Source organism: Bacillus sp. P4_D3 (genome assembly GCF_056401855.1).
Genome location: NZ_JBFUIN010000092.1, coordinates 1 through 10,357, shown reverse-complemented (window position 1 = coordinate 10,357; position 10,357 = coordinate 1). Strand labels below are relative to the sequence as shown.

At 31.5% G+C, this 10,357-nt stretch carries 9 protein-coding genes; 3 read left to right on the top strand and 6 right to left on the bottom strand.

Annotation, left to right across the window (positions count from 1 at the left end; all coding sequences use genetic code 11):
* Positions 1-839: 839 nt before the first annotated feature.
* Positions 840-1,412: a tyrosine-type recombinase/integrase gene (locus AC1DTM_RS12625; protein WP_477000290.1), complete on the top strand. Its 573-nt coding sequence runs from the start codon at positions 840-842 to the stop codon at positions 1,410-1,412.
* Positions 1,413-1,475: 63 nt separating this feature from the next.
* Positions 1,476-2,234: a hypothetical protein gene (locus tag AC1DTM_RS12620; RefSeq protein WP_477000289.1), complete on the top strand. Its 759-nt coding sequence runs from the start codon at positions 1,476-1,478 to the stop codon at positions 2,232-2,234.
* Positions 2,235-2,409: 175 nt separating this feature from the next.
* On the opposite strand, the gene AC1DTM_RS12615 is transcribed toward AC1DTM_RS12620, so the two are convergent.
* Positions 2,410-2,970, bottom strand: coding sequence for a MerR family transcriptional regulator (locus AC1DTM_RS12615; RefSeq protein WP_477000288.1), 561 nt, complete (start codon positions 2,968-2,970; stop codon positions 2,410-2,412).
* A gap of 476 nt (positions 2,971-3,446) precedes the next feature.
* Here AC1DTM_RS12615 and AC1DTM_RS12610 point away from each other — a divergent pair, with 476 nt between their 5' ends.
* Positions 3,447-3,848, top strand: a complete 402-nt coding sequence (locus AC1DTM_RS12610; RefSeq protein WP_061674068.1) for a hypothetical protein — start codon at positions 3,447-3,449, stop codon at positions 3,846-3,848.
* Between the two features lie 317 nt (positions 3,849-4,165).
* On the opposite strand, the gene AC1DTM_RS12605 is transcribed toward AC1DTM_RS12610, so the two are convergent.
* The 5 genes from AC1DTM_RS12605 to AC1DTM_RS12585 form a co-directional block, all read right to left on the bottom strand.
* Positions 4,166-4,546 carry a hypothetical protein gene (locus AC1DTM_RS12605; RefSeq protein WP_002188104.1) on the bottom strand — a complete coding sequence of 127 codons (381 nt, stop codon included), beginning with the start codon at positions 4,544-4,546 and terminating at the stop codon, positions 4,166-4,168.
* Between the two features lie 38 nt (positions 4,547-4,584).
* Positions 4,585-5,058, bottom strand: coding sequence for a helix-turn-helix transcriptional regulator (locus AC1DTM_RS12600; protein WP_002188105.1), 474 nt, complete (start codon positions 5,056-5,058; stop codon positions 4,585-4,587).
* Between the two features lie 722 nt (positions 5,059-5,780).
* Positions 5,781-6,431, bottom strand: a complete 651-nt coding sequence (locus AC1DTM_RS12595; protein WP_002035308.1) for a MarR family transcriptional regulator — start codon at positions 6,429-6,431, stop codon at positions 5,781-5,783.
* 261 nt (positions 6,432-6,692) lie between these two features.
* Positions 6,693-7,928 carry a plasmid recombination protein gene (locus AC1DTM_RS12590; protein ID WP_477000287.1) on the bottom strand — a complete coding sequence of 412 codons (1,236 nt, stop codon included), beginning with the start codon at positions 7,926-7,928 and terminating at the stop codon, positions 6,693-6,695.
* Between the two features lie 541 nt (positions 7,929-8,469).
* Positions 8,470-10,104 carry a tetratricopeptide repeat protein gene (locus AC1DTM_RS12585; RefSeq protein WP_477000286.1) on the bottom strand — a complete coding sequence of 545 codons (1,635 nt, stop codon included), beginning with the start codon at positions 10,102-10,104 and terminating at the stop codon, positions 8,470-8,472.
* Positions 10,105-10,357: the final 253 nt, after the last annotated feature.

Genomic DNA, 10,357 nt, shown 5'->3' with positions numbered 1-10,357 from the left:
AATCACTCCATTACTCGTAATTGATATAAAATTGGTAAAAATTAATATAACGCATAATAATTAAAATCTATAAAATACAAATATTATCATAACATTAAAAGTGAATTTTAATTTATTAGTTTATATTCAAAATGCAATGAATTAAAAAAACATAAATTTATAAATTGAAAATCCAATCTCATTGATTTCCAACTAATTCAACAAAAAAAACAAATTACGACGCAATCACTCTATGTTTCTACAAAAAAAGAAGCCTAGATCCAGGCTTCTTTTTTAATTAGTTCACACACTTCTTTTAAAAAAGTGTGCGAACCTTATATAAAATGTCAAATATAATTATAAGCTTCTTTTCTCTTAAATTAATACATTCAATAAAGGGATTCTACCAACATACGCTAAGGCTTTTTTAACCATAAACCTTCGTTTTTGGTTACGGCTATTTATAATATTTGTCTTAACGTATGTTTACCGCGTTTTGCTGGTACTACCCCGAATAAGATATAACCAATTTTCTTGAATACTCTTTGAAAAAATTGACCCCTCGTAATTTTCTGCGGGGGGGGCAATTCGTTATGTAAAAAAGTTTTTTTAATTATTAGTGGTTTAAGTATATTCCGTTCATCTGTTTATTGAGTTATTCACTCTTGTTTTTAAGTGTGAATGCAATAGCTGGGGTGAAACCAGGGGATAACCTCTTCTAATTTGAAAGTAAACTTTTTATTATTAGTTTACATTCATTTCCCCTTAAACATTGACTTCTCACCGAATCCCCTGATATCCTCAATTTATATAACAAAAGTATACATTCAAAACACTGTAAATAAAGAGGTCGAAAATCCATGAACAAAAAACCACATCTCATTGATGTCCAACCCATCCGTAGCAAAGAACAGATCCAAGATATGAAATGGGCTCTTAAACGTCATTGTTCAGAAAGAGACTATATTCTTTTTCTAATCGGCATCCATACCGGATTACGTGTTAGCGATCTACTCCAACTTGAAACACAAACCATAGTAAAACTAAAACGAAAAAAGAGAAAAGAATTTAAAATCAAAGAAGGAAAAACAAAGAAAGAACGCATGATTAACCTTACTTCTATTTTTGATGAAGTCTATTCATATTCCCAAACACTAGAAAGTACTTGGTTATTCCCTTCAAGAAAAGGAGAACGACCCATTAGCAAGATCCAAGCATATCGAAAATTGCAAAAAGCCGGAGATTTTGCCGGTATAGAGTCCATCGGAACTCACACCATGCGCAAAACCTTCGGTTATTGGTTTTATAAACAAACAAAAGATGTCGCTATGTTACAAGAAATACTCAACCATAGCACACCACAAATTACACTGAACTATATTGGAATTAATAAAGAAGAAAAAGATAACATACTAGATAAGTTTTACATTTAACCCCAATATAATCCCCTTTTGTTGTATTCTAATATTAAAAATATAACAAAAGGGGATTATTTTATGCTGAGTAATTTATTTATTAAACAACTTACCGATTCATTATCAAGAAATTCATTTATAAATGAAGAAGATTTCAAAATAATACTACCTGAAAAAGATACTAACCCAAAAATAATAAATATCTATTATACATATGATGAAAGTTATTACTTTAAAGCCTCTCTTAGCCATAGACTAGATTTTAATTGCGAATTTAGCCCAGGTAAAGTTATGAAAACTCAAAAAGTACTATTTTCTAGTGAAGATGATTATTTTAATGGAATTGAAGAATGGGTTGAAAGACTTGAAGGCGAATTTACTTCAACACCTTTAGCTAAAGCTGTAATTCATAATCAATCTGAAATAGAAAAGTTAAAAGATAAAGTCGAATCATATTTTAAAGAAAAAGAATTAGATCCTGATGAACAATTTTCATCAGAAGAAACACAAAGTCTAGAAGAAAAATTAGAAGAATTCAAAAAATCAATTGAAGAAAAATTAAAATCAGAAATAGCCGAAAAGCAATCACTAAAAAGAGAAGTAAAAAATCTATTTGAAGAAATAGAATTTTTGAAAGTTCAAATGCAAAAATTGACTAAAAAGAATTGGTTTACTAGATTTGTAACCACAACAAATAAATTTATAAAAAATAATCCTGAAACTACAAAAGCAATAACACAAACAGCCAAACACTTACTTCCAGAAGAAATACAAAATATAATTCCAGAAGAAGCAACCGATATAGTAGAAGTATTCATAGAAGAAAAAACAAAAAATTAAATACACAAATAAGAAAATGTCTCTAAAATAGAATCTATTCTATTAAAAACATAACATAATAATAGCAAGGGAATGCTTGTAGACTGATCTATACTGCATTCCCTTATTCTATGTATGCTATATTTCTATTCCTCTTTTTCCGACATTAGAACACTACAAAGAATAGCCACCACATTTAACTTTTAAACAAACCGAAAAAGCCTTTCCGATTTCGTTTCCGATTTTCCTTCTGCATATCTCTAATGTTTTCAAGCAATAGCTGATCCCGCTTCTCTAACTTCTTCTCTATAAAAACTTCTAATTCGCTGTTTTTACTCTCTACTTCTGTTAACTTTTTCTCTGTATTAACTAAATGCTCTTTGGTTGTAACTAATTCATTCGTAATCTCCTGTAATTTTTGAACAAGCGCTTGATTAAACTGATTTTGTAATTGCTGATTTTCTAATACTTCATCCAATTTCTTTTCTAATTCTGATTTTTCTTCTTTTGAAACAAACGAATCAAGTTCTCCGTTTCGCCATGCTCTAACCTGATCATAAGACCATTTTTGTACCTGTATTTTTTCCTTTATTGCTTTTAATTCTTCTATATTTCCCTTCGAGTATCTACGATGTCCTCCCTGGCTTCGCTCCGTTTGTATGTTAAATTCGTTTGACCATACTTTTAATAAATCGGGTGTCATCCCTAAAAGATCCGCAACGATTTTCGGTGTATGCATTTCCGATTTTAGTTCCAATTTTCATTCCTCCTCTAAAAACGGAATACGTTTTTTACTCATAAAACACGATTAAATCAACATTTCAATCAAAATCGGAATACACTTGCAACCGATATAAAAACCGATTTTAAAAACGATTTAAAATCGAAATACATTCCGATTTTACCACCGATATGTATTACTTCTCGATACTAACATCAAAATCTTTTTTCTATATACAAGATTTTATGCAAAAAAAGAATAGCTTGTATCCCCAAGATCCTCGCTATATCAACAATGTATAAAATTCTGTATATGAGATAAATAGACATGAAAACAAGAATCCTTGTAAATACAAGGATTCTTGCAAACTATTTGCTACCGATAATGAGACGTTATGTTAACCTTATATGAATATGGTATTCATTGTTCTTCAAAAAGGATATTTATTAGTCATAAAGAAAATATAAACTTTAATTATATAATATTTATCCCTCTAATAAGGTGGTTTATAGATGAACTATAAGGAAAAAGAATTTACGTTAGATTTGAAAGAAAAGATAGTTAACATAGAACAAAAACTTAGAAATGTTTCTGTTCTATTACTACAAAACTACGCCCCTTTATTTATTAAAAAGGATATGGAGCTTTTTATTGAGCTTGAAAAAAGTAAAAAGGATACCTTTGAAATAGGTTATAAATCCTCAATATTACTGGGAGTGACTGATGCACAAGGGGATATGATTGATTTTTATACGATACCAATTTGGGAATGTAATCGTCATTTTTTTGGTCTCCCAGTTTCGATAAATCTCCCTGGAAGCAAAGTAATTGGGGAACTTATTGATGAATCAGAAAAAGACATTCAAATTGAACTTAGGAAACATCTAGAAGAATTCTTAGAGTTACCAGACTAAGAACAAATTTCTGTTATTCAACTAGTAAATAACTAATGTTAAACAAACTACATCTATTTACTTCCAATAACGATAATTATGTAAATAAGCTGTCCGTATGGACAGCTTATTGTATTTTTGGCTTAGCGTGGTTATTTTCTGAAATGCTGGCGGTACCCCATGCCCATCAACTTAAGAATTTAAAATCCTCTCCCAAAAAATAAGTTTTTTGTTAGAAGTTAGCACAAAATTTCGTTCTGGGGATACTATAAAATTTTAACTTGATAGTGATGTGGAGGTACCCCATATAGTAGTAGATGAGTTGAGTTTAGTAAAAACTATCTGATATACATTGAATCAGGTACAGACATTAAATAATAGAAAAGATCGCCTACTATTCCACTAGTAAAAATAATAAATCCCATATTGCGTATACCTTTAAGTTTTGACCGTAATCCAATGAATGCCGCTAGTAGCCCAGTTAAAGAAAATAAAATCCAGTATAGTTCGGTTGGAATGGGAAGATATTTATCTCCATCAACCCCAATACCCCAAAAAACATAAGGCAGTACGACAAAAAAAACGCTGAGTAATCCCATTACACTGGCTAGTAATTTGTGATATTTAACACCAGTAATAATTAGATAAATCCCCCCGACAAAACCGCACAATACAAGATAAGGTACATAGAGAATCCAAAGAAGACTCAAGATGATCATATGTAATTTCCTCCTATTTATTTTCGCTCATTGTAGTTTTAAGGGGTTATTTGATTTTCTGAATCTGTTGCTAATTTATTAAGTTGATCTAGTGCTTCTTCTTGATCAAACGAATTAAACCAACGATAATCATGTTTGTCTAAAATACGATAATGCTGACTAATCAGATTTTGTTGTAAACGAAAGTTCCCTTTTTCTTGAATCTGTTTCCACCAGACTTTTCCTCCCAATGTTTTTTCTTTGAAGTTGCTAGTTCTATTGTGGGCCATTGTTTCGATTACTACTAATGGATCATCCCCAAGAGAAGACTGTAAAACCTCACTATCCCTAAACAATGCACAAATAGCAACGGTGTTGGTCCAACCTGCATTCGTTCTCCCTTTCTCAATTTGAACAAGCGTTTTTTTTGAAATACCGAGAACTTCAGCCATTTTATCCTGTGTATATCCTTTTTCAGTACGTATTAACTTTATTTTCGTTGAAATGAGTTCAATTGTAAGCTCCTTATTCACTTTCTCCCCTCCAAAAGTAACAAATGTTTTATTTAGTGTAATTTTACACTAAAATCAATCCGTTTTCAACTCGCCCCCTAAATCTTGTAAGAAATAATTGAATAAGCCATAAAAATGGTCATTGCACAGTTATCCATGAGAAGTTAGCTCGTTTTCAGGATATTTGTATTTCTTAGCTTGATAGCAATGTGGAGGTACCCCTAAAAGAGGTTTCCCCCTTGTTTTTGGGTGTGAGTGCTGGCTGGGGGTTTGGGGGCTAGCCCCCAGGAACTTAACGTAACTGAATATGAAATAAGCTTATTATTTAAATCGATAGAACTAGCGGTTCGGCGGGTATAATTGCTGATCCAAGTCGAGCAACTTAATCCCGTTTTTGGTCTGTTCGGCTTGGCGAAAGCTAAAAACCCGCCGAAAAAAGTTTTGCAAGAACAATATCAAAAAGAGAAGGCGATAGCCTTTAGGTGAGGATTAACGAACCGACTTTTTGATATTGAGGGTGGAGATTTTTGAGTGATTTTCTCAAAAATACAACCCGTTCCTTGCGGAACTTTTAGCCCTATATATAAGAGTGAGAAGAGCAAAGTAACAAAACCCAGTAATATCAAGGCTTTATAAGGCATAGGGTGTTGCAAAAAAGCAACACCTGTGTTGCAAAAAAGCAACACCTAAAAAATGGGAAAACACACAAAAAAAAAGATGTCAATGACATCTTTTTTTCATTCCTAAAATAAATAAACCGGTAATTTATGTTTTTTTCCATCTTCAGCAACAAAATTTTTAAGAGACTTCTTAAAAATTCTTTGTGTAGCTTTGTCTACTCCATCTTTTGGAGAGCAACACATAATATTAGGATTTATAAACCATGTACGACTCGTACAAATACGTCCATCTTCTGTAGTCATTCCAGATTCCGCAACCGCCAATACTCCTTTTTCCATTAAAGAATTCATCATCATTGAAACCCTTGAACGATCTCTCTTTAATTCTTTTGCTAAATAACTAGGAGTAGCATTATCTGAATCAAATTCATTTTCTTCATTTGCTCGTTCTACAAGAATATTCGTTTTAAATTCTACATAAGGTACTAAATCCATTAAAAAAGCCTTTTCAGCATTTGTAAGATAGTTTATTTTTGCTAAGTAATTATAATTATCCGTAATCATTTGCACAAACTTCACCCTATCCGTAGGCTTTTTCTTTTTACCAATGAAATATTCTTCCCCACCAGTCGCCTTACTTAATAACTGCAAAAGCATTGCTTTCTCTTCTTCTGAATAGCCACCTGCTAGCAACTGGTCATAAATACTATCAATCTTACGATCTCTTATTTTCGCTTTTTTTTCAGCTTGTCCAAAATCTACAACTTTTGTCATAAAATAATTCTCTCCCTTAGTGGAAGGAATCAACTTTTATATGTTAGAATGTATATAGAATATATATTGGTTGATTCCAACCTTATTACGAAAAACCGTCTCGCCGACCAAAGCTAGAGCGGTTTTTCTCGTTTATACGTCTTTCTCTATAATAACATGAAACACCTTGTTAAAGCTTTCCATCTCTTACAAAAGCACAACATTCAATCCTCTTTTTCTTCTTCAAACTCATACAATTCAATGCTTTCATCATTATCAATCCTATCTTTCCCTATCAAAATCCCGATGTTTGCTTATTTGTCTCTTATGTTCACGTTCAAATTGATTATCTATTCCCTTGCTATCCAATTCATTTTTAATAACCCCTCTAAACGCCTTGAATTTCTCTTTAAAAGCTTTTTTCGTCTGTTGATACAAAACTCTTATATTCTCCTTCAAATCCTTTATGTGAGCTTTTAATGAGCCTATTTCAGTATTTAATTTTCTATTTTCCTCTCTCAACTCTAGATTTATCTTTTGAGATTCTTTTAAAGAATCATACAAACTATCAACTTGGCAATTCAATTCCTTATTTTCTTTTACCAGATCCGTATTCTGCAAACGCTCATAATCTTTTTTTACAGTGACTGCTGCGGTTATCAATTCTTCTACTTTTTCGAGTTGCTTTGGAGAAACAACATAATTGCCGGTTTCTTTCTCAATGATTTCGGGTTTACCAATTAATTTTGGTTTTATCTCCGTCTTGATCTCTTTCTTTTTAGTTTTTAGTGTAATTTTGTTATTGGGCAATCGCTTGCTTATCTCGGTAATTTGATTCTCTATGTTAGAAACTGCCTCGGCATATTCCTTGTACTGACGAACTTTCATATACTTATGTGAACCTACATTGGCACGTTCAAAATTCGGAATTTGTTCTTTAGCCAAAGATTCAATATAAGCTGTTTCTAATTGTCTCCAATTCGCAATTAACTCCGTCCCTTTTCCTTGTACGCCTTGTTGTTGCAAGGCTCTATCCATTCCGACACGCCTCGTTAATCCTCGACTACTTTCGAAATTCGGTACATAGTTAATATGTAAATGCGGATTTGCTTCATCATCATGTAAAACCATGTTATAGACTGCTAGATTTGGATTTCGCCCTTGAAACGCCTCCGCATACTGTTTTAACGCTTCTTTTTTAGCTTCCCTATAATTTGGGTCATCTTTACCCTCTCCAACCGCTACAACTAATTCTCGTTGCTCATGTGTCTTTTCATTTTTATGTATTTTGTCATAGTAGTCCTGAATCTTACGGTCATTTCGTTTTTGCTTCTCATTATACTTGTCCACCGCTTCTTGAAAGACATCCTTGTATACACTTCGGATATCCTTTTGAACAAGGTAGATATTCTCGTCTAACCTGGATAGATCGATGCCAGGATTCCCATAAATGTTTTCTCTGTTATTATGGCTTAATGAACTTTGGTGAGATTGATTAAATGAGATAGAGAACAACATAAAGTGCCACCACTTCCCCTAGATTGATTGATACAATAAGTCTAGCAAGGCGACGAAATTGTGTCAATTGACGTAACCCTATACTTATTTTGACACTATGTATCAAAATTAATAGGGGTCTGCGACGCTCGCTGGCTCCGCCAAGCCATGCCTTGCCTGGCTAAAAGACCTCGGACTTTGTCCGAACCTACAAGGGGAACTCTTCCCCTTGACCCCATCAATCGAACTCCCCAACCCCTCAATCCTTGAGGGGCTCCCTCGCCGGTTGGCATCCCCAAAACGGTTCGTTTTGAGGAAATGCCAAGAGGGTGAAGAATCAGCTGCACGTGTCAATTCCTTAATGCTCCTGTAATAGATCAGCACAAACCGCCGATCCATTACAGTCCGCTTACCATTGACACTTTATCCATTACTTTTCTTCTCCCAATTATTGTTTTTATACAAAACTAAAAAAACGTCTAGAATAACTTCTAGACGTACTTAAAAATGGTATTTCGTATATTGATTTATAATTATTAAAGCGTTATTTAAACTAGTTTTTCTATTTTAACTCTTCAGCCTTTTCTTCACATTCGAATTCATGCTTATTTTTTTCCAAAATATCAATTTTACTAATATGATCTTTATACTCTAACATATGAATTTTACATCCATCAGAATCAATATAACCCAGCACTTTATCTACTTTTTCAAACTTATACTCTTTAGACGTTATAGAATATTTCTTATCATATAAATCAAACGAAATATATCTATTAACAAACTCTCCAACTAACTTTCTTTTTTCAAAAATAATACTAATTTGATGATTATCTACAATTATTTCTGGAATAGATTCATCATCACTAAATATCCAAGTACCCTCAAAAATCTTAGGTGTTATTACAAACTTTTCAAATCTTGCATTAGCTAATTTATTATAAAACTCTTTAAGTCTTTTAGCCTGTTCCATCTTTTTATTTTTATTATCTGTTTCTTCTTTTTTTATCTTTTGTACTTCTAACAATGCTTTATTTACATTTTCATGAACATTTTCTTCTTCTTTGGCATTTTCAAGAATCTTTTCAGCCAAATCAATAAATCCAATATCCATATATCTATAAGCTAAATTGGCAGAAGCTAATGTATTTCCAAGATTAGAAGCCTTTTCATAAAAACGTATACTTTCATAATTCATATCTAATTCCTCATATGCAACACCTAAATTATTTATTACTGAAGCATCTTTATCATCTATTAACATCAATATTTCATAATAATAAATTGCCAGTTCCTGACGATTTATTTTGCTATAAGCATAAGCCAGGGAAAATAAAATACCCGTATGATTAGGTTTAATTTTCATTGCTTTTTCTAAAGCATAAATATGTAAATCTATATTATTATTCTTATTATATAAACTTGATAGATAATGGTAGTATTGAAACCTATTTTCATCACTTAAGTCACTTTTGCTAATTTCATTCAATAAAAGATCAAATGCCTTTGTAGATTCTCCTAATTCAAAATAAATTCCAGCTAATTTTATAAATGAACTAACAAGAATATCATTAGGATAATCTGCACTTTGTATTCCTTTTTTTATATAATTCTTCGCACGATCATAATCATTCATATCTGCAAAAGAATGAGCAAATATTAACATTACATTTGGATAAGCTTCCGTATTAACTGCTCTTTTTTCAATTTCAACATAACAATCTATTACATCTTCACCCAGTTTATATAAAAAAGAATAATAAAAAGCTTCCAACTTTATTTTAGAAATTTTATTTGATTCATTTTTCATAAAGTCCTGATAAATCGTATTTAACTTTGTTTTATCCTTAGTCTTAAAAACTTCAATTAATTTATTTAGATATACTTTCCCCGAGTCATCGTCCTCTGAAGTAGCTGCAGAAACTTCTACAGCAGATTGATTAATATCAGCTTCCATTCTTTCAATCTTAACACTCTCCGATTGAATTAAAGAATTATGATTATTATCATTGCTTTTTAAAGATTCTCCAGTCGCTTCCATTTCTAATCCTTTAAACTTAACCTTAATTAGAGTTCTAAAAAAAGATTCCAAAGGTTTTTTAAATACAAGTATTATAATAAAAACAAAAATAGCTATAATAATAACTACTCCTCCTGGACTTGCCAAAAAGCCCAAAATCTCTTTCAAAATTTCCAAAACTAATCACTCCATTACTCGTAATTGATATAAAATTGGTAAAAATTAATATAACGCATAATAATTAAAATCTATAAAATACAAATATTATCATAACATTAAAAGTGAATTTTAATTTATTAGTTTATATTCAAAATGCAATGAATTAAAAAAACATAAATTTATAAATTGAAAATCCAATCTCATTGATTTCCAACTAATTCAACAAAAAAAACAAATTACGACGCAATCACTCTATACGCAATCACTCTAT

Coding starts and splice junctions, on each gene's coding strand:
- AC1DTM_RS12625 (WP_477000290.1), top strand. CDS start 840: ATGAACAAAAAACCACATCTCATTGATGTCCAACCCATCCGTAGCAAA.
- AC1DTM_RS12620 (WP_477000289.1), top strand. CDS start 1,476: ATGCTGAGTAATTTATTTATTAAACAACTTACCGATTCATTATCAAGA.
- AC1DTM_RS12610 (WP_061674068.1), top strand. CDS start 3,447: ATGAACTATAAGGAAAAAGAATTTACGTTAGATTTGAAAGAAAAGATA.
- AC1DTM_RS12605 (WP_002188104.1), bottom strand. CDS start 4,546: ATGATCATCTTGAGTCTTCTTTGGATTCTCTATGTACCTTATCTTGTA.
- AC1DTM_RS12595 (WP_002035308.1), bottom strand. CDS start 6,431: ATGACAAAAGTTGTAGATTTTGGACAAGCTGAAAAAAAAGCGAAAATA.
- AC1DTM_RS12590 (WP_477000287.1), bottom strand. CDS start 7,928: ATGTTGTTCTCTATCTCATTTAATCAATCTCACCAAAGTTCATTAAGC.